At 61.7% G+C, this 22,196-nt stretch carries 1 protein-coding gene (running past one end of the window); it reads left to right on the forward strand.

What is annotated here, in order from left to right:
• Window positions 1–22,196, forward strand: partial view of an autotransporter-associated beta strand repeat-containing protein gene (locus tag ACILSO_RS25690; protein WP_395740338.1) — the 5' portion only. The gene runs 5,035 nt beyond the window's last position; only the first 22,196 of its 27,231 coding nucleotides appear in the window; its start codon is at window positions 1–3; its stop codon lies off the right edge, out of view.

Genomic DNA, 22,196 nt, shown 5'->3' on the forward strand with positions numbered 1-22,196 from the left:
ATGAAGCGCCGCCCCTCACCACTGGCCAGATTTGCCGCCACCTGTCTTAGTTTGTTGATGCCCGTCGTCACGCTGCCCGTTCCATTGAACGCCGCAACTGTGATCTGGGATCCCGCCAGAGATCAATCCGGCAGCGGCGGCGCAGGCCTGTGGGACACCACCACGGCCGGCTGGCTCACCGCCGGGTCAGACAGCACCTGGGTCAATGACGGCAGTGCCACAGCCCTTTTTCAAGGCACTGGTGGACTCGTCACGCTGCAGTCCGGCTTCAATGCAGCCGGCCTCGTATTCAATGCGCCAGGCTACACCCTTGCCTCTGGCGGTTCTCCTCAGGTCCTGACGCTTTCCTCCTCTTCAGGTATAACCGTGGGCGCTTCCGGTGGGACGATCACAGTCGGCGACTCGAATCTGAGCCTCACGCTCGGCGCGGCCAGCGCCTCGTTTACCAATAACTCCACCGGATTGCTCACCATTGCCGGCAATGTTTCCGTCGCCAGCTCCCTCCTCACCCTCGGCAGCACATCCAGCGGCGGCATCACCATCAGTGGCGCCATCAGCGGCACCGGTGGAGTCACCGTCGGCAGCTCAGGCGCGGGCATGGTGACACTTTCTGGTATGAATACATACACGGGAGCCACCTTCGTTTCATCTGGCACGCTTAAATTGGGCGGCGCCTACGCCCTCAGCTCCAGTTCCGCAGTTTCGCTCGCCAATGTCGCGGGCGCGTTCCTGGATCTCAATGGATTCAGTCAGTCCGTGAAATCCCTTGCCGGCGGTGGTGCTTTGGGTGGCAATGTGGTGCTGGGGGGCGGCGCGGTGCTCACCATTGGCGGAGCGCTCACAGCGGCGGTCGGAGGCTATTCTCAGAACACCAACGTTTCCAATCTGGGCTCGTGGAACACCTATGCCGGACTGCTCTCTGGCACCGGCTCTCTCGCCATAACGGGCGGGGGCTCTGTCCATCTTGCCAACAATGCCAATTCCTATACGGGATTCACCAACATCCTCGGCGGCACTCTGGTCATCACCAGCATGGGGCAGCTGGGCGCCTCCTCCACCACCATCTCCGTGGCTGGCTTTAGCAACTATCAGGCAGGTGGCGCGCTCATGGTTCAGGGCGGCACCACCGGAATCAATTTTACCCGCAATCTCGACGTCGGTGGTTACGGCATCAGCGGTGCTACCAACAGCGCCGGTTATTCTTTGGTCAGCATTGGCAGCAACACCTTCAGCGGCATCATCACCGCCGCATCCAACTCCGAAACACGTCTGGGCACCATCGTTGGCAATACGGTCTTCAGCGGTTCATCCACCGTCAACATCAGCACTTCTAACGACCTCATGTTTAACGGCCCAGGCAACTTCGTCATCAACAGCTTCGTCAGCGGCGGCGCCCCCAGCGTGCTTTCGATCTATCGCTGGAGTGGCGGCGGCCTGCTCGGTCAGTTTTCCCTGGGCAATCCCTACAACAACTTCCTTGGCCGCGTGGAAGTCACCGGATCCTATTTCCGCGTCACATCGCCGGGTGCTTTGGGCGCGGGTGTGGATGCCAGTTCCATGCTCTCCTACGCTGGCAACTACGAATTCAGGGTCGATCCCGGCTACACGGATTTCTCGAAGAAAACCATCGCCTACACCAGCACGCCCGGGACGTCCATACTTGCCAATCGTGCCGTCGGTGGCATCGGCCTCAATCAAACCCTGACATTTGGCGGTGCCAGTGTAAACGGTGTCGTGACTGCAGGCATCAACGAAAGCGCTACCGGCTCCTCGGCCTGGACCACCGTGTTCAGCGGCAATGACGGTTACGGCGTGACGATCGGCTCCGGCGGAACCATTGCTTACGCCGTGGGCGCCAACCACGCTTATACCAGCAATCTGAACGGATTGCTCACCATGAACAGCAGCCTCAGTTCATCCGACACAACGGGCACCCGCACCTATCAGTTCACTGCCAATGGCGATGTTCTAGTGACGGGAAATTTGTTGAGCACCGCCGGCGGTGTCGATCACATTTGGGCCAAGTCCGGCTATGGCGCGCTGGCCATCCAGGGCACCGCATCCACCAACACCGGAAGCTTCAACATCGTCAACGGCAGCGTCATCGTCAATGCGCTAAGCTCGCTGAACGTCAACACCACATCCACCACGGGCAGCGGCGGCATCCTGCTCGGCACCACCACCACCAATGCCATATTGAACTATCTCGGCTCCGCCGCAGCGGGTGTCGGGGAGACTTCCAGCAAGGCCATCATGCTTGCCGGCTCGACGGGCAGCGGCGTTATTTTTGCCAATCAGCAGCAGGCAGCGACAAACACCGGCGCCACCGCGCTGGCGCTGACCAGCAGCATCGCGGCTCCCGGTGCCGGCGCCAAAACCCTGTACCTCGAAGGCTACAACAACACGGTCAATGCTGCGGTGGTCAATCAGATCACGGGTCTCATTCAGGACAATGGCGCCCTCGCTGCCAACAAAACCTCGCTGGTCAAAGGCGGCTCCGGCACCTGGCTCTACGCGCCCGCCGCATCTACCTACGCAGCAGCCACGGTAGCTGCGGGAGCCACCGTTGCCACCAATGCCACCACCGCCAGCGGCGGCACAGTGCTGAATTTTGCCAGCACCAGCGGTCTGGCCGTTGGGCAGTTGGTCACCGGTACCAACATCGCCGCAGGATCTTATATCACTTCTTTAAACGGCACTTCCGTCACCCTCAGCACCCCCACCAGCGGTGCCATTGCCAGCTCTGCCTCCATTGTATTCGGGGGCGAGTCCTCCGTGGTGCCCACCATCCCTGCTGTAAACACCAGCGGCAGCACCGCCATTGGCAGCACCACCATCACACTCGCCAGCACCGCCGGGCTCTCGGTCGGCATGGTCGTCTCCGGCAGCGTCAATATCCCTGCGGGAGATACCATCACCGCCATTAACAGCGCCACCAACACCATCACGCTCAGCGCGGCCACCGTCACCGCCGCCATCGCATCCGGCACGGCGCTGACCTTTAACGGCGCTGTCAATACCAACACAGTCACCGTGACCAACGCTTCCAATCTAATCGTGGGCCAGAGCGTCACCGGACCCAACGTTCCCGCCGGGACGGTCATCACGGCCATCTATGGCAACAACGTGGTGCTCAACAACACCCTCGCCACCGCTGTTGCTGCAGGCACCTCCCTTTACTTTGGCAGCGTTGGAGCCGCCGGAGTGGCACAGAGTTTCAGCGGCACCGTCACCGTTGCGGGCGGCACTTTGCAGGTCCAGCCCACCGCAAATTCGGGCAATGGTTCCGCGCCTCTCACCAGCAGCAACAATGTGATTTTTAACACTGATGCGTTGACTGGAAACGGCTATGCCGGCGGCACCTTCCAGATGCTAGGCTCCGCAGCCGCTGGCACGATGACCATGACCGTTGGGCAGCTCATTCCCACGGCAGGGCAGGGGAACATCATCACCACTGCGAATGGCGGCACCCCCACCCTCAGCTTTGGCAATGCCACACCCATTGGCGCGCGTGGTGCTGGCAATGGGTCTGTGCTCAATTTCAGCCCCGGCGCGGGCACCACCATTCAGTTCACCACCAGTCCCACTCTGGTCAATGGCATCATCGGGCTCACCACCAACAACGGGTTCGCCTACTACACCAATCCCACGACCAGCGCGGTGAACTTTGCCACCGTCACGGGCACCGGTCCCTACGTCGTCGCTCCCTACGCAGCCTATGTGTCCGGTCTGCCCACCTCGGCGTCAGTGGCCACCAGCACCTACTGGCTCAGCAGCGGCACAGTCACCACCACGGCGGCTGAAACGGTCAACGCCCTCAAGATCTCCGGCAGCGGAACCAGCCTGACCCTCGGTGGCACCCTGACCCTCGGCACGGCGGGCAGCGCCAGCGGCGTGCTGTTTGATAACTCCTCCGGCTCCGCCACCATCGGCTCCAGTTCCTCCAGCTTCACCCTGGGCGGCGCCGCCAGTGAAATCATTGTCTATACTGGCGGTAGCACCAATTCAAACACCCTCACCATCAGCGCCCCCATCAGCAGTGGCGCGGGAGCGCTCACCAAGGCCGGCGCTGGTACGCTGATCATCAGCGGTGCCAACACATTCACGGGTAACGTCAATATCGACCAGGGCACTCTGCAGCTTTCAGGCGCCACTGCCACTTTGGGCACTATCAGCAACGCCGCCAACATCACCGCCGTTCGTCAGGACGCCACGCTGGATCTCAATGGCGCGGGCGCTGGAGGCAGCATCACCATTGGAGCGCTCACCGGCGCGGGCACCATCACCAACAGCGGCGGTCCAGGTGTGACCAAAACCGCCGTCACACTGAACATCGGCCTCTATGGCAACACCACGGTGGCCAGTGTCGGGTTCTCAGGCCTGCTGCAGGACGGAGCCGGTGTGCTCAATGTCACCAAAAACGGCACGGGCGTTCAGTATCTCAATTCCCTCAATGGTGCGGCTTCCAGCACCAGCGCCACCGGCCAGACTCTGGGGTCCCTGGGTTACAATACCTACAGCGGCGTCACCACCATCGCCGCAGGTACACTGGGTGTCTCTCTCCTGGCAAATTACGGCAGCAACAGCAGCATCGGCACCGGCAGCGCGCAGGGCAATGCCGCCAGCCTCGTGCTCGGCAGCTCCGCAGGCTCGACGGCGGGCATCCTTCAATACATCGGTCAGAACAGCAATTCCTTCCTCTCCACCATTCAGTCGCCATCCGTGCAGACGAACCGCCTTTTCACCCTGGCTGGCAATGGCGGTCTGGATTCCTCCGGCGGCTATGGGAACTCCGCCATCGGCACGGGCAACATTAACAATTCCGTCATTTGGTTTACCAACACCGGCTCAGTCGCGTTCTCCACATCGGGTGCCAAGACACTGACCCTCCAGGGTTCATCCACCGGAGACAACGAGATCGATCTCAAGCTGATCAACAACACCATCGACAGCACGGCTCTCAGCGTGACCAAGGCTGGTACCGGCACCTGGATTCTCGGCAACACCAGCAACACCTACAGCGGTGCCACCACCATCTCGGCAGGCGTCCTGCGCGCTCAGGACGCTGGCTCCACCACCACGTCAGGCACCACCACTTCAAGTTCTTCCACCAATGTCATCGACCTCGCCAGCACCGCCGGGCTCGTGGTGGGCCAGTCGGTCAGCGGCACTGGCATTGCCAATGGCACCACCATTGCCAGCATCCTCGGCCCCTTGCAGATCCGGTTGAGCACGGCAAACACCGTCGCCAGCGGCACTGCGCTGACCTTTGGCAGCATCAGCAGTCTTTCGCCCAACAGCAATCTGGTGCTGGCAGGAGGTGTGTTGGAATCCTCGGGCACTTTCACCCGGGCTCTTGGCACTGGAGCAGGGCAGGTGCAGTGGCTTTCCGGCACGTCCAGCGGTGGCTTCGCAGCATCGGGTTCCTCACTGCTTGTTGCCATCGGCGGCGTGGCTTCTCCTTCGACTCTGGTCTTCGGCAGCGCCTCCTTCACCAGCGGCACCCTCTTGCTCGGCTCCTCGACCGCTCTTTCAGACGTCACCGTTCTCAACCCCATTGATCTGAACGCTGGCGCCAGGACGATCACTCTGACCGCGAGCGGCAGCACCGCCGCCGCTATCGCCACGCTTGCGGGCGTCATCAGCGGGGCCGCCGGCAGCTCGATCACTTACTCCGTCCCCGCCAGCACCATGCTCATCATCAATGGCGCCAATACGTATTCCGGCAACACCAGCATCAGCGGCAGCGGAGCCACCGCCGTTCAAAGCCTCGGTTCAGGAGGTTCGTCCAGTTCCTTTGGCGATGCCTCCGGCCAGCTCTCCCTCGGCAATGGCACCACCACCGGCGGATACATCCTCTACGTTGGTAATGGCGAGACGGTCACCCGCACCATCAATCTCAACACCACCACCGGCACCAATACCTTCGACGCCAGCGGCAGCGGACCGCTGGTCATCACAAAAATCGTCAATGCCATCGCCGGAGCGAAGGCCATCACATTGACGGGAGAAAGCCGGGAGGCAAACTCGGTCACCGCAGTGCTGGCAGACAGCACGGCTGGAGGTGCCCTCTCAGTCACCAAGGCGAACAGCAGCGTCTGGATTCTGAATGCAAACAACACCTTCACCGGCGGCGTGACGGTCTCGGACGGTTTCCTGGGAATTCCGGCCGGCTGGGGAACCATTTCAAACACCAGCGCCAATCCACTTGGAATGAGCGGTGGCACGCTTCTGACTTTGGGCTCCACGGGCGGCCTGTTCACTTTGAACCCAGGTGGCACCACCATCAACAGCACGGTGGGGTTTGTCGGATCGTCGGGTGTGAACGTCACGTTCAACGGCCTCAACACCATCTCGTTCGGCGGCACCACCGTCTTCAATCTTGGGGCAAGCGGCACTGGTTCGGCCAGTTCCATCTATAACAACATCGCTCCTGGCGGAGTTTTGGATTTTGCCGGCCCCATCTCGGTCACCTTGATGGCGGGCCTGACCCTTGGCGGCACGGGAAGCACGGTCTTCGACACCTCCCTGCCCTCGACTTTTGGAGCCGTGACCCTGAACACCCTGGGAACAGTGACCTTCAACGGCAGCAGCGCCAACACCGCCGGCATCACGGTCACCGAAGCCAACGTCGTCGCCAACGCTAAAAATCCATTTGGGACCGCAGGCGTGCTGACGTTGTCAACGGGTACACTCAGTTCTGAATCTCTCGCGCTGACGGGCAGCAATGCCATTCCCAATCCCGTGACCCTCGGCGGTTCTGCCATGGTGCTCAAAGGTTCCTATTCCCTGGAGTTCTCCGGCGTCGTCGGCATGGCCGCCAGCCGTGTCTTGACCAACAATCTTGACAGCGGCACCTCCTTGACTTTGTCCGGCGGACTCAGCAACACCGCCGTGTCCACACTGACTCTTGCTGGTTCGGGCAATACGCTCATCAGCGGAGCATACGCCGCTGGAACCGGCGCCAATGCTCTGACCTATGCAGGTACGGGCACACTGACCATGACCGCTGCCAACACCTACACCGGCGCGACCACTTTGAACGCGGGCACCACGCTCCTCAGCGGCGCCAATGGCGCCTTCACCGGCTCCTCCGGAATCACAGTGAACCCTTCGGCCGCGTTGACCTTGGACAACACCACGGCCGCTGCCGCCAATCGCCTTGGCAATCATCCATTGACGCTGGCGGGCGGTACGCTGAACTTCATTGGCAACACCGCCGGATCCGTTGAAGGCACCAGCGGCAGCGCCGGAACTTTGATTCTCGGGTCCAGCGGGCAGGGCACCATCAACATCACCAACAACGGTGGCACCACGAAGCTCAACTTCTCCTACCTCACCGCCGGCGCTGGCAGCACTTTGGATGTTGTCTCCTCGCCTGCTGTCGGCACCTCCACCAATCAGGTGAACTTCGGCAGTCTCCTGAACACCAGCGCCGCCACCGTCACCGGGACCACGCTTACCTTTGCCTCCACCACAGGTCTGGTCGCCGGGCAGACCGTGAGTGGTGTGGGCATTCCCAATGGCACCACCATTGCTTCCACAACGTCCACCACCGTGACGCTGAGCCAGGCCGTCGCCGCTTCGGGAGTCACCTCCTCAACACCCATCACTTTCGGAGTGCCATTGTTTGGCGGCACTGTCTCTTCTGCCAATGCGCTGATGCCCCGCATCACCATCGGCGGCACTGCATGGGCCGCCATGGGCGCCAATGGTCTCACCAGTTTTTCTAACTACACCACCACCGCTGATGTCTCCGCGATCAGCATGATCGCTACGCCCACAATCACCCTTCAGGTGACGGGCAGCACCACCAATGCGCTCTATTCCGCCGGGGCTGCACCGGGCGGCCGCATCATCAATGCGCTTTCCATCAATGGCAGTGGCCTCACGGTGGGGGTGGGCACGGATGCCGCATCCTCTCTGGCCAGCGATCTCTCACTGTCCCTCAGCAGTGGCAGCATTTTGGTCAATGGTGGTGCGAATACTCTTAATGCCACACGCATCGTCCTCGCGCCGGTCGGTGTCACCATCACTGCAGCTCCGGCCACGGTGGGTACGGAGGCGCTCCTCCAGATCGCCAGCGGTTCCACTTTGACTTTGGGTGGCGCTCTCGTGGGCACTTTGCTCACCAATCAAAATGTGGCGGGCACCCTGTTTTATGCCAACACCACCGCGCCGGTGGCCAGCGTCGCCATCGGCGGTCTCACCAAGGGGCTCACTGGCAGTCTCAACATCACGGCGCGCCAGTTTTACACCGGGGCCACCGTCCTCAATGGCGGCACCACCACTCTCTCAGCAGGCAACAGCACGCTCTTTGACAATGGCGGCGCTCTCACGGTCAACTACGGTGCCACGCTCGATCTGAACGGCACCGTGGAATACGTCGGGAATTTCACCAGCAACGGAGGCGCTGCACCCGGCGCAGGCGGCACGGTTACCAGCACCGGGGGCGCTGCCTTGCTGGTCACCAATGGTACTACTGGCACCTGGGCCGGAAGCATCACCGGAGATTCCACCAATCCCATCACCTTTGCCCGTGTTGGTGGCAACACCACCACGCTGGACTCGGCCAACACTTACTACGGCGCCACGATCCTCATGGGCGGCGGCCTATTGCTGCAGGACAATGCCACACTGTCCAACACCTCCTCCATCACCCTCAATTATTCCTCCCTGACCCTCAACAGCAATGCCGACCTTCTGATCAACAACAATGACCGCATCAACGATGCGGCATCGATCACGATGAATGGCGGCGTCCTGGCTCTCACCGGCCGCGCCTCCACTTATACCACCGAGAGCCTGGGCGCGCTCAACATCGCTTCTGGTGTCAATTCCATCACCGTTACTGTCGGCGGCGTTGGCGTCTACTCCAATGCGGATCTCGGTTTCGCCAGCATCTCCCATGCTGGCGATGCCATCGTGAACTTTACTTCCGGCAACATTCTGGGCGCTGAAGGCGGGAATCCGCGTGTCTTGCTGACCGATCCCTCGGGCCTCGGCTACAGCCCGGCCACAGGCGTCATCGGAGCCTGGGCCATCGTCAATTCCGACACGTGGGCCGGTTACAATCCCTCACTGGGCATTGGTGCCTTGGGCACTGACGGCTATCAGGGCTATGCTGGCGGCTATATGTCCGGCGGTACCGTCACCACCACCAATGCTGTGGCGGGAGCCAATATTCTCAACACCTACTCCGGCGGCACTCTCAATGGGTTCGCTGCGGGCAATGTGACCAATGTGCTGAACGGCATTGCCGGCATCAATCAAGTCATCACTCTTCCCTCCGGTGGCGCCACCACAGACTATCTGCGCTTTGCTGGCGTCGCTGAAAACGACCTCGCCTTCACGAGTGGCACCGACGTGCTCAATATCATCAAAGGAGGTCTGCTTCACAGCAACAGCACCATTGGTTCCACCACCATTGGCAACAGCATTCTGCGCGGCATTCTCACCACCGGCGGTACTGCAACATCAGGCACCACCCAGCTGGATGTTTACAACACGGCCAACACCACCACCGCTACGGGAGTCGCGGCCACGGGCACGGTTCTTAACAGCAACGTCGTCTCTGTCACTTCGACCACAGGCCTTTACGCTGGACTCGCGATCAGCGGCACGGGCATCCCCGTGGGTGCTTACGTCACCCAGGTGCTCAGCGCCACGCAGTTCACCATCAACTACAATGCCACTTCCACCACGGGTGCGCAGACCCTGACCTTCTCCTCGGACATGGTCGTCAACTCTTCCATCCAGGACAACGGCCTCGGCAGCGTGACCCGTCTCAACAAGTCCGGCACTGGCACGCTCACGCTCACTGGTTCGAATGCCTACACCGGCGGCACGATCGTCAATCAAGGCACCCTGAACCTTTCTGCATCCACGGCGGGGACCATCGTGATACCCGCTGGCGGGTTGACACTTGTGGGCGCAGGCACCGGTCTTACTGCCACCACACTCAACATCGGCATCAGCGCCTCCGGCGGCAATGCAACCGGCATCGGCGGTCAGATCGATCCCTCCAACACTCTCACCATCATCGGCAAGTCCACCGTGAATCTTGCTGGCACGCAGACGCTGAACAGCCTCGTCTTCAACAACAACGGCGGTGAAGGCAACCCCACCGTGACCACCGCCACCACCCTTCCCGCGAGTATTCTGAACCTCTCCAGCTCCAGTCCCATCACCGCGAGTTCCAGCAATCCATCCACCGTCTCCACCATCAGCGTCGCCTCTCTTGGCCTGTCCTCGGGCACCAACACCATCACCGTCAATCCCCTTCAGATCGCGGGCAGCACCATCACGCAGCTCACAGCAGGACTGTCCATCAGCTCGCCCATCGTGGGCATCGGTACCACCGGCACGGGCGTCGGCATCACCAAGGTTGGCAATGGCCTCCTGCAGCTCGGCGGGGCCAGCACGTTTGACGGCGGCGTGAACCTCACGGCTGGCGGCATTGCCGTAGCCTCCAGCAGCACCTTGGTGGGCAGCACAGTCACCAGCGGTCCTCTCGGCACAGGCACCTTCACCCTCGGCACAGGAACTTACCTGACCTCCACCGCCACCACCAATGTCATTTCCAATGCTCTTGTTCTCGGCGGCAATGATCTCACCTTCAAAGGCCCCACCGGCCTCACTTTGAACGGCAACGTCACGCTCAAATCCGGCAGCACCACCGTAAACGTGGATGTTCCCGGCGCTTTCCTCACGCTCGGTGGCGTGATCTCCGACTCCTCCGGTACTTCAAGCATCGTCAAAACCGGCCTCGGCACTCTCGCCCTCACCGGCACGAACACCTTCGGCGGTTCCGTCACCGTCAATGCGGGCGTACTCGTGCTCGGTGGCGCCACCGGTAGCGCTCCGCAGCCTTTGAGCAATGCCAGTGTCACCCTCACCAGCAGTGGTACCCTCGCTTTGGAAAACAACGGCCAGAGCAACAGCGGCCAGATCTTTTACCAGGGCCTCTCCATCACCATCGATCCCAGCTCCAATTACGCCAACCTCTTCGTCGGCAATGCCTCCACCGTGGGCGTGGCGGTCTCCGGCAATGGCACCGGCAACGCCATCAAAATCCCGCAGCTGACCATGACTGGCAGCCAGGTGCTGAACCTCGGGAGCGCCAATGCTTATACCCTCATCATTCAAAACGTCACCGACACCACTGGCGCGCCGCAGTTCAACGTGCCCGCTGGCATGACCACCTACGTGTACAACTATTCCGCCGGTAACAAGCCCGTGAACATCGGTCTCGGCTCCCTCTACTTCCCCGATGTCGCCACGCTCGGCGCCAGCAAAACGCTCGCTACCAATCCCATCGAGCTTTCTTCCTACAACGGCAGCAACTACTATCCGCTGCTCATTCAGACTCCCGCCACCGCGCCCGCCACACGGCCCGTGGGCTACACCTTGGGTGGTCTTGCCGCCAGCTTCAGCTCCCTCGGCGCTGCGCAGGGCGTCCTCAGCGTCAATGTCGCGGGTATCGGCTCCTCCGGCACCGCCATCCTCGCTTCTCTGAACGATGCGAACCTGAACAACCGCCCGGCTGCCACGGCATCCTCCTTCACCAATGGTATCGTAACGACGCAGGGCCTTCTGCAGATCACCACCGCCGGTGCCTACACCTTCCGCAGCGCCACCGATGATGCGGGTGTGCTCTACATCGACGGTCAGCTCGTCCTCAATGATCAGGGGCCGCATGCGGGGCTTACGGAAGCCAGTGGCAGCGGCCAGATCACTCTCAGCGCCGGCTACCACACCATCACTTACACCACCTACAACGCCACCAACTCCGGTTCCCTCCGGCTCCTCTACTCTGGAGCGGATGCCTCAGCGGCCACCCCCGGGGGCTTCCAGGCCATCCCTTCCACCAGGCTCTCCTATGTCTCCGGCGCACCCACCGCCGCCAACAGCTACAACTTTGCGGCTGTCATCGACAACAACTACACCCTCGCCGCCGGAACCTCCGCCACCATCGACACCCTTGCCTCGCCTCTCGGCGCGGTGATCGCCCCCTCCAGCGGCACCGCCTTGGTGCTCAACAACAACTCCGCTCTCAACATCGTCAACGGCACCAGCGGTACCTACGGAGCAGGGTGGGTCGGAGTCGATGGTGACATCTCCATCGGCACTGGCGTCATCCTTGCCACAACCCTCACCGCCGGCCAGGGCGCAGGCACGCTCAATTTGATCGGCACCATCACCGAAAGCGGCACCGGCTCCGCCAACGCCCTCTTCAAAGCTGGCACCGGCACCCTCGTTCTCGGCGGCAATAACTCAGCCACCTTCACCGGCGACCTCACCATTCAGGGCGGCTTTGTCCAGCTCAACAGCGCGACCGCTTTGAGCTCCGGAACCACCGGAACTCTGGTTCGAAACATCAATTCCTCGACCACCTCCCTGCCGGCCATTGCCAGCGGCTCCACCAGCCTCACTCTTGCCGGATCCGACACAAGTTCGACCCTTTCATTGCAGGTTGGAATGGCCGTTTCCGGGTCCGGAATCCCCGTTGGAACCTACATCACCGCCATCAGCGGCACCACCCTCACCCTCTCCCAGGCCGCCACCTCCGTCGGTTCGGGCACCTACTACTTCAACGCCTCAGGCATGCTTGATCTCAACGGCCAGACCGGTGTCACGGGCAATGTTACCCTCAATGGCCTCGGTGCTTTGATTCCCTCTGCTTCCGCCACACCGACCGCCGTGCTCGCAGCTGCTTCCAGTGGCGCATTATGGAATAGCAGCGCAAATGCCGCCAGCCTCACTGGCACTCTCACGCTCGGCTCCAGCACCAGCGTCGGAGGTTATGGCGATCTCACCCTAAACTCCATCGTCGGCGGCAGCGGCATCACCCTCACCAAGCAAGGAACGAACACTTTGACGCTCAATGCTGGAAACGGAACGCAAGTTTTTAACACCAGTGTCGCTTTGGGAACCTTGAAGCTCGCCAATGCCGGCGCACTCGGCGCTGCCGCCAACACGGTCACCATCGCCAGTGGTGCCGCGCTTGACCTGAATGGCCTCACAGTCACCAGCACCAACCCGCTGACGATCACTGGCGCAGGTTATGGTGGTAGCGGCACGATCACCGGCACGGGCACTGTCAGTTCCCTCGGCTCCCTGATCAACACCTCCACCACTGCCGCCAGCTATGCAGGCACGGTCACGCTCGGAGGTGCATCCAGTGTCGGCACGAACTACGTCAACACCACCAGCGGCCTCGGCTCCGCAACTTATGGCGATCTCACTCTAGCAGGCCAGGTCACTGGATCCACCACCCTGACCAAAGTGGGGGCGAACACCGTGAAACTTACCGGCATCACCACCGCCTCCACGTTGACGGGTATCAACGTCGCTCTTGGAAAGGTGGTGATTTCCGGCGCATCCACCACCGTTCTCGGCGCCGCCACGGCGGTGAATGTTAATGCGGGGCCAGTGGTGGGCATCAATCCCTCCAATACCTTGCAGCTCGACTACACCGGTCTTGGGGCAACATCCGTGAACCGTGCCAACGGCCGCGCCATCACGCTCAATGGCGGCACGTTGCTGCTCACTGCAAATACGGGAGCGATCACGGCACAAAATGAAATTCTTGGAACCAGCAGCCTGACCATCAACGGCGGCTTCAGCGTCATCACGCTCGATGCCAACAGCACTTCCACGCTGGAGCTCTCCACCACCGGCGCGGGCACCATTGTTCGCACGGCAAACACGGGCACGGTGCTCATCCGTGGGAATGCGCTCGGCCAGGCCGCTGCGCTGACCGTTGCCAAAACGAACGTCGTACTCGGCACCGCTCCCACAGCCATTGGCCAGAGCGGGGCCGCCGGCGCCAAAAACGCCGCCATCATTCCATGGATGGTCGTGGACGACACAGGCACCTCCGGTTCCGGCACCAGTTTTGCATTCAATGGCAGCAACGGCCTCCGCGTTCTCGCTGCTTCCGAAATGGACACCACCTTTACGGCAAACAGCAACATTGCGGTGAGTTCGGCGCTTACAGCGGGTACTGCCATTCCGACTTACGCTGGCACTGCTGCCACTTCCTACACCACCACGCTCGTCAATTCGCTCACCATCACCACCGGCGGCTCTCTTGCCATCACCTCCGGTCGCAACATCACCCTCGACAGCGGCGGCATCCTGGCCACCACCAGCGCCACGATCGGTGCGGTGGGCGCTGGTTTCATCAATGCAGCCAATGCCGGCACCAGCCGTGAAATGCTTGTTTATACCGCGGGCAGCGGCACCTCATTGACCATCAATGCCGCCGTGGGTGGTGCCGTGGTTCCTTCGACAGGCGGCCTGACAAAAAGCGGTGATGGCATGCTGGTGCTCGGCGCTGCACAGAACAGCTTCACCGGGCAGACCCGCATCAATCTCGGCACGCTGAAACTCGCTCCTGCTTCCACCACCAGCAACGCCTTGTTCTACCTTGCCACGACAGCGCCCGCCATCACCACGCTGACTTCCGCGCTGAACGCCAGCGCGCTGACCGTGAACGCTGGCGGCACCTTTGACTTGAACGGGAACTCGCAAACCACCGGCAACTTCACCAGCGTGGGCATTCTTCCTGGCGCAGGCGGGACCGTGACCAACAGCTCCACCACCACCTCCACGCTCACCGTTGCCAGCAGCGCCGCCTCCGACTGGGCCGGGCAGATCGCAGGAGACTCCACGCACGTCATCAATTTCGTCAAAACCGGCGCCTTTGCGCTGACACTCCATGACAACAACAGCTACGCAGGCAGCACCACCATTCAGGAAAATGTGCTTTCTCTCACCGATCAGGCCAGGCTCTCCGGAACCAGCGGCGTCTATGTGCGCAATGCGGTGCTGCAATGGAACGACACCGGCATCCAGGCCATGAGCAACCGACTGGCCGCCAATGTGCCGCTCACCCTCGATGGCGGCGCGTTCCAGTTCATCAGCCGCAGCGGTGCCAGCGGCTCCGCTTCCATCGGCAATTTGTCTTTGACCGGCTCTGCCAATGAACTCCGCCTCGATGTCGGCCAGGCCAGCGGGGCAGGGGCCGGGATCGGATCAGCCACACTGAACATCACCGGCACCTTCTCACGCAGCATCGGCGCCACCCTGACCTTCTATGCCGGCACTGGTGCCATGGGTGACAATCCTTCCATTATTTTCAATAGCGCTCCCACGCTCGCCAACGGCATCATCGGCGGCTGGGCCACCGTCATCGGCCTGGACTCCAATGTCGCCAGCACCACGGCGAATGCCGAGTTTGCCACCTACGATCCTGTCACTGGCGTGCGCCCGCTCACCGCGGCCATGCAGACCTCCAGCTTCGCCACCTCCACCAGCAGCAGCAATCTGCGTTTTGGTGACACGGCCATCACCGTGCCAGCCGGTGGCGCCATCGTGAATTCGCTCACATGGAACGGCATCAGCGCCACGCGCGCCATGTCTTTCGCTGCGGCGTCGGACACTCTCACTCTCACCAGCGGCGGCCTGCTCGTCGGCACCAATAACTTCTCCACCTCCATCGGCAGCACCAGCGTCCGCGGCCAGTTGACGGCAGGCGGCGGCCAGTCGGAGCTGTATCTCAATCAGGGCGGTGGCGCGCTTACGGTGAATTCCGCCATCATCGACAACGGTGTGGCCGGCGGCCTTAACCTGGTGCTCACCGGCCTGAGCCAGAGCACCAGCGCCCCCACCATCATCCTCGCAGGGGCCAACACTTACCAAGGCAGCACCTTTGTGAATGCCATGATCGTGAATCTGAACAACCTCACCGGCTCAGGAAATGCCATCACTGGAAATCTCACCATCAGCGGTGGCAACAACAACGCCACCGACTCCATGCCCATCGCGAATGCGCAGGTGGTGAACCTCGCCTCTCAACAGATCGCCGATACGGCCATAGTGACCGTGCGTGGCGGCGCGCAGTGGACGCTCAATGGCTTCAATGAAACGATCAGCAGCCTGGTCTTCAACAGCCAGGGCGGCGGAACGGCGGGGAACGGCCCCCTCGTGCAAACCGGTGCAGGCACACTGACTCTCACCGGCGGCATCACCGCCACCAGCTTGGAGGACGTGCGCGTGGTCCCGGCATTGCTGGGCCTGCTGAGCCTCACCGCCAGCAGCACCATCACGGTCGATGCCGTCAGCAATGCGAGCGTGGGCGTCAATGGTCAGATCGGTCTCACGATCAACAGCAACATCGTTTCCAGTGGCAGCATCAGCAAGGCAGGTGCGGGCGTGCTGCAACTCGGTGGCGTGAGCTATGGGACCAACGCCATCAGTTTCGCCAATGGCAGCAGTGGCGAGATCGTGCTCGGAGCCGCCTCCAACTACGCCGGCACCACCATCGATCTCGGCTTCAGCGGCAACATCCTCGACATGCGCGGCCAGAGCAATCTGCAGGTCGGCACCATCACCGGCGTAGCAGGCTCCATCATCAAAAACTTCAGCGTGGCCACGGCGGGCACGCTGACCACTGGCGACAGCACCGGAGGCACCTTCGCGGGTACTTTCAGCAGCGATTACTTCACCACAGGGACCACGGGCGGTGTGCTCAATGTGACGAAGATCGGCTCGGGCAACTGGGTGCTCACTGGAGACAGCAGTGCGAGCATTCTCGGCACTTTGGTGGTCAATGGTGGCACGGTGACGCTCAACGGCACAACGGGCAAAATCGGCTTCGCAGTGGAAACGCTTTCCCAGGGCGGCACCCTCACATTGGACAACAGCGGCGTCATCGCCAACGCCGTCAGCAACCGCCTCGGTGGCAACACCGCCGTCAGCAATCTCACCCGCGTGTTAAACTTCCAGGGCGGCACGCTGAACTACCTGGGCAGCAATCTCGCGACAGTCAGTGAAACCCTCGGCACCGTGACCATGCTGGCAGGCCAGAGCACCCTCAGCCTCACCGCCAGCACCGGAGCCTTCAGCACCACGGTGAACCTCGGCACCTACAGCGCGCAGAGCGCCACCAACACGGGCACGCTGGTCATTTCCACGACTGGCATTTTGGGCGGCACCGCCGGGAGCGGCCACGTCAATGTCATCGCCACCACGGCCAATTTGGTGAACAACATCCGTCCCGACATCATCGCCATCGACAGCACCGGCTCTGGTCTCGTCTCTTCGGATGCCAACGGTTTCCACATCATGACGTCTTCAGACACTGGCTACTTTGCTCCAGCGGGCAGCTATCTCGGCACGGCTACTCCGGGAGCTGTCACTGCCCTGGGCGGCACTGTTTCCAATGCAGCAACGACTTCGAATGTCTTCGCGGGCCAGAATCTGAATATGTATGCGTCCACGAGCATCAACTCCCTGACCCTGAACAGCGGCGGTGGTGTGACGTCCTTCAGCAGCCTGCTCTTCAATGCCGCTGGCACGCTCAATACGCTCACCGTTTCCAGCGGAGCGGTGGTTGCCAAAACGGGTAATGTCGGTTTTACCGGCGGTGCCCTGACGCAGGGGTCGGCGGGCCTCATCTTTCACACACTGGACACCCTCAATGTGAATGCCTACCTCATTGGCAACGGAGTGCTGGTGAAGGCAGACAGTGGCATCCTGAACCTGCAAAAATCGAGCCTCATGACCGGCGCCACTTTTGTGAACGCGGGTGAACTCGATCTCAGCAGCGGCGCCAATACCCTGCTTGTCATTCCTACCTCCACCGTTCCCACTCTTGCCGCACTCAACCTCAACGGTGGGACGGTGGATCTGAAAGGAAACAATCAGGCCGTGGCATCCCTGACGCAGACTAATGGCAACACTCTTCCTGGTGGCGCTGGAACGATTACGAACACGGGCGCTGCCGCCACCCTTTTCACCAATCCCGGCACTGCCACGACCACCTTTGTCGGCAGCATCGCCGGAAACATCACGCTCGACAAATCAGGGGTGAACAATCTGGTGTTGAACAGCGCGGACGGCCGCAACGCGAACATGATCACCAGCATCCGTGGTGGCACGCTGACGCTGAAGGACAGCGGCACCATCACCAACGGAGGGGCCGTCAATGCCTACTTCGCCACGCTGACACTGGACAATACGGGTCTCTCCGCGCTTTCCTCGCGCACCGGAACCTCCGCCATCAATCTGAATGGCGGCACGCTGATCTTTAATGGCAAACAAGGTGCCGATGCCCTCGGCATTAATGGCAGCCTCAATCTGATCTCCGGTGCCAGCACGATCACCGACAACATTTTTGGCAGCAATGCCAGCGGCACAGGCGCTGCGGTGCTGACTCTCGCCAGCCTGAGCCAGAGCGGCTTCGGCACCGTGAACTTCACGGCAGGGACGGGAACCTTCGGTGCGCCGGTGCTCGGTGTGAACGGCCTTGCGCCAAGCGCTGCAGCCTCCAATCCGCAACTCCTCATCTCCTCCGCACCGACGCTTGTGAACGGCATCATCGGTGGCTGGGCGGTGATCGGTGGCACGGATTTCGCAAGCTATCGCGCCACCATCGATCCTGTGACAGGTGCGCTGGGCCTCGGCGCTGTCGGCGCTTCCATCAACAGCACCACCCCGTTTGGTGGTTATGCCACCAGCCTGACCGCCGGGACAGCCACCGATAACGTGACTATTGCCGCAAGCGCCGGCGCTGTCACCAGCCGCGCGATCAACTCCCTGAGGATCAGCGCCGTTTCGACCGTCACGCAAAGCTCCCTCGGCGAGGCGCTCGCCATCACCACCGGCGGACTGCTCACCAACGGTGCCGCCAGCGTCCTGGCCGGTGGCCGACTCACTGGGGGAACGGCAACGAATGCGACCTCGACGCTCTACAATTACGCCAACGCCACCGCCACCATCAACAGCGCCATCACCAACAACAGCAATGGCAACCTGCTCTCGCTGGTAAAGTCCGGCTCCAGCACCACGACGCTGAATGTGCTGCCGACTGTGTGGACGACCTCCACCACCACGGCTTCGAACATTGTGACCGTGAGCAGCACGGCGGGGCTGGCCGTTGGGCAGACGGTCAGCGCCGGTCTGGGGCAGACAGCAGGCTCGGTGATCATCGGCATCACTGACGCGACGCATTACACCATCAGCGCCAATGTAGGAACCGGTAGCAGCACTGCCGCTGGTACGCAGCTGAGTCTGCCGACCTCGCAGGTGCTGACCATTGCAAACACCGGTTTCACCACCAACTCGATCACGGTGCCCGCTGGCAGCGTGATCTATCCGGGCATGAGCGTGAGCCTGGCTGCCGCCGCTGCCGGCGGTGGCGCACTTATCGCCACCACGGTGGCCAGCGTTTCCGGGAATACCGTCACGCTGAACGGATCCTTCACCACCTTGCCAACAAGTGCGGCCACGGTGCTTTTTGGCGGCATCTCGGCCTCCACCGCCACCAGTGCCTCCGCCTCCACCACGGCAGGCAGCAACGTGGTCAGTTTGGGAACATCCACGAACGGTTTGTATCTGGGTGAGGTCCTCTCCGGAAATGTGAACATTCCTGCAGGAGCCACGATCACCGCCATCAACAGCCCTACCTCGATCACGATCTCAGCGGCCGCCACCGCGACGTCCAGCGGTGTTGCCACCACCATCACCACCACGAGTACGGCGCCTGCCGCGCAATCACTGGTGACAAACACCACCAGCGGCAGCAGCAGCGTCACCATTTTGGGCACTCCTGTGCTGTTCACGGGCCAGGCGGTGCAGGGGACTGGCATTCCCCAGGGCACCACGATCACCGGCATTTCCCAGGGCGCAGGCGTGACCTTCGTGACCCTCTCCCAAAATGCGACGGCGACCGGCACCACCAATGAATACTACGGCCTGCAGCCGGTGGGCCTGACCTTGACGGGCGCCACGACGTTTTCAAACAACACGGTGACGGTGGCCAGCACTGCCGGGTTGGTTCCAGGACAGAGCGTCAATGGTGCCGGCATTCCCTCAGGTGCCATCATCAGCAGCATTACCGACAGCACGCACTTTGTGCTTTCCCTGCCTGCTCTGATGTCTACCACGTCCGAGCCCATCACCATTGGCGCGGCGCTCAATCCCACCAGCGGCAGCATCACCGGAGTCGCCGCCAGCACCACGGCGGGGTCCGCCACCGTCACGGTGGCCAGCACAAACGGACTTTATGTAGGCATGCCCGTCACGGGAAATCCGAACATTCCAGCCAACGAGTTCGTTGCGGCCATCACCGGCACCACGACTTTCACACTCACCACGGGCACCGGCGTGACGGCGGGAACCAATGTGGCAACCACGGTCGGCGCGCCAACCATCGGCGGGTATTCCAACTCTTATTCCGGGCAGACCGTGGTCAATCAGGGAACGCTGACGCTGGGCGGAACACTGGGCGCCATTCAGGTGCCGGGAGATCTGGTCATCAACAACGCCAGCGTGACCGAAACCACCAATGGCGGTCAAATTTTCTCTGGCAGCAACATCACCTTCAACGGCACGAACAGCGTGCTGACGCTGGTGAACACCAACTCCTTTGCCTCGCTGACCTTCAACGGCACCGGCGGCATCCAGGCCACGACAAACATCACCGGCGGCACCTTTGTGCTCAGCGGCACGACGAATGCCATCACGGCGGTAAATGACAACGAGGCCTCCACGCCGACGCTCACGAGTGCCACCATCTGGGAACTCGGCGCAGCCAGCCGCACCATCACCACCTCCGGCCTGTCACCGGTGGATTTGATCCTCGGCAATGTCATCCAGAACGTCATGGGCGGCACGCTCAATGCGGCCGGCATCATCAAGGCAGGCGCCGGCTCTCTGGTGCTCAGCGGCGCGAGCACCTTCAATGGCGGAGTGCAGCTGAATGCGGGCACGCTGATTCTCGGAGCCAGCAGTTCGCTCACGGCTGCAGGAGTGCCGCTCATCCAGGGCAGCACCGGTCCGCTCGGCATCGGCACACTGAGCATCGCCGATGGCACGACCCTCATGTCTGGCACCACCACTCAAACCGTTTCCAACAACGTGATGCTGAATGGTGACTTCACTTTCGGTGGTCCGGTGGCCGCGAATGGTGCCGTCTTAAACGGCACGGTTAATTTGAAAAATGCCATCCGTTCCATCAGCGTCACCAGTCCGCAGAATATTTCCACGCTTGGTGGTTCGGTGTATGGCACCGGCGGCCTTACCAAAACCGGCAATGGCGTTCTAAAACTCAGCAGCGGCGGCAACATCTACACCGGCGCCACGACAGTCAGCGGCGGCATGCTGCAGATGGGCGTGGCCAATGCGCTGCCGATCACCGGCTCGCTCTCGGTGGGAAGCAGCGGCGCCTTTGACATCGCCAGTGTGGCCACGACCATTGGCACGCTGACCGGCTCCGGTCTGGTCACGGCTTCCGGCACCGCTGTCCTCACGGTGGGGAATGGAGCAAGCGGCAGCTACCAGTTTGACGGCGTTCTGGCGCAGGGGACTTCGCTGGGAGTTACCAAGGTCGGCAGCGGCACGCTGACTCTGACCAATGTGAGCACCGCCACCGGCACGCTTGCGGTGAACCAGGGCGGAGTGACGCTCAATGGCGCGAGCGGTTTGATATCCTTTGCTGACACGGTCAATTCGGGCGGCACGCTGACAATCGACAACTCGGCGACCAATCTGGCCAATCGCCTTGGCGGCAAAGCGCTGACCGTCTCAGGCGGCACGGTGATCTTGAATGGCACGAACGTGGCAAGCACCAATGCAAGCGAGACCATCGCATCGCTCGTTCCTTCCAACGGCGGCGGCACTCTCACCCTCAATGGCGGCACGGGTGGCAGCACCACGCTGACGGCCACCGCGCTGACAGCCGAGACCGCGAGCAGCGGCGGCAGCCTGCTGATTCAAAACCTTTCCACCACGGCGGGAGCAGGGAAGGCCAATGTGACAACAAACACCGCTTTCAGCAACACCGCTGGAGTGGCCGTGGCAGGCGTAACGCAGGGCGGCGGCAGCAATGGCAGCACCACCATGACAATCCGTCCGGACATCATCGCAGATGCCGGCACGGGCACCGGCACCGGCTTCCTGACCAAAGACACCGGCACAGGCACCTACCTGCGCCCGCTGGCCACGGCGGAACTGGCCACCACGCTCGTCACGGGTTCGACCGTGAACTACGGCAACTTCAGCACGACGCAGACTTACAACTCCGCCACTTCGATCAACAGCCTTACGCTGAACACCGCCTCTGCCATCACCACCACCGGCGGCGGTCAGGCCATTCAGGGCGCCGTGGCACAAAATTACAGCAACAA

The sequence above is a fragment of the Prosthecobacter sp. genome (assembly GCF_044226605.1).
In the GTDB taxonomy this organism is placed as follows: Bacteria; Verrucomicrobiota; Verrucomicrobiia; order Verrucomicrobiales; family Verrucomicrobiaceae; genus Prosthecobacter.